Annotated in this window: 1 protein-coding gene; it reads right to left on the bottom strand. The window is 45.6% G+C overall.

Annotation, left to right across the window (positions count from 1 at the left end; all coding sequences use genetic code 11):
• On the bottom strand, positions 1 to 349 hold a 349-nt coding region (locus tag IV55_RS10475), incomplete at both ends, for a hypothetical protein (protein WP_191979324.1).

The following is a 349-nucleotide window of genomic DNA, read 5'->3' as shown; positions in this document are numbered from 1 at the left end:
CTCACTCAAGCTAGTTGAACCAGATTGGCTTTCACTTAGTGAAGTTGAACCGGATTGGCTCTCACTCAGTGAAGTTGAGCCGGATTGGCTCTCACTCAAGCTAGTTGAGCCTGACTGACTTTCACTTAGTGATGTTGAGCCGGATTGGCTCTCACTCAATGAAGTTGAACCGGACTGACTCTCACTTAATGATGTTGAACCGGATTGACTTTCACTCAGTGATGTTGAACCGGATTGGCTTTCACTCAAGCTAGTTGAGCCGGATTGACTCTCACTTAGTGATGTTGAGCCTGATTGACTCTCACTTAGTGATGTTGAGCCTGATTGACTCTCACTTAATGAGGTTGAA

Origin of the sequence: Furfurilactobacillus siliginis, assembly GCF_001437435.1 — a bacterium.
Taxonomy (GTDB): Bacteria; Bacillota; Bacilli; order Lactobacillales; family Lactobacillaceae; genus Furfurilactobacillus; species Furfurilactobacillus siliginis.
This window is presented reverse-complemented; position numbering and strand designations above follow the sequence as displayed.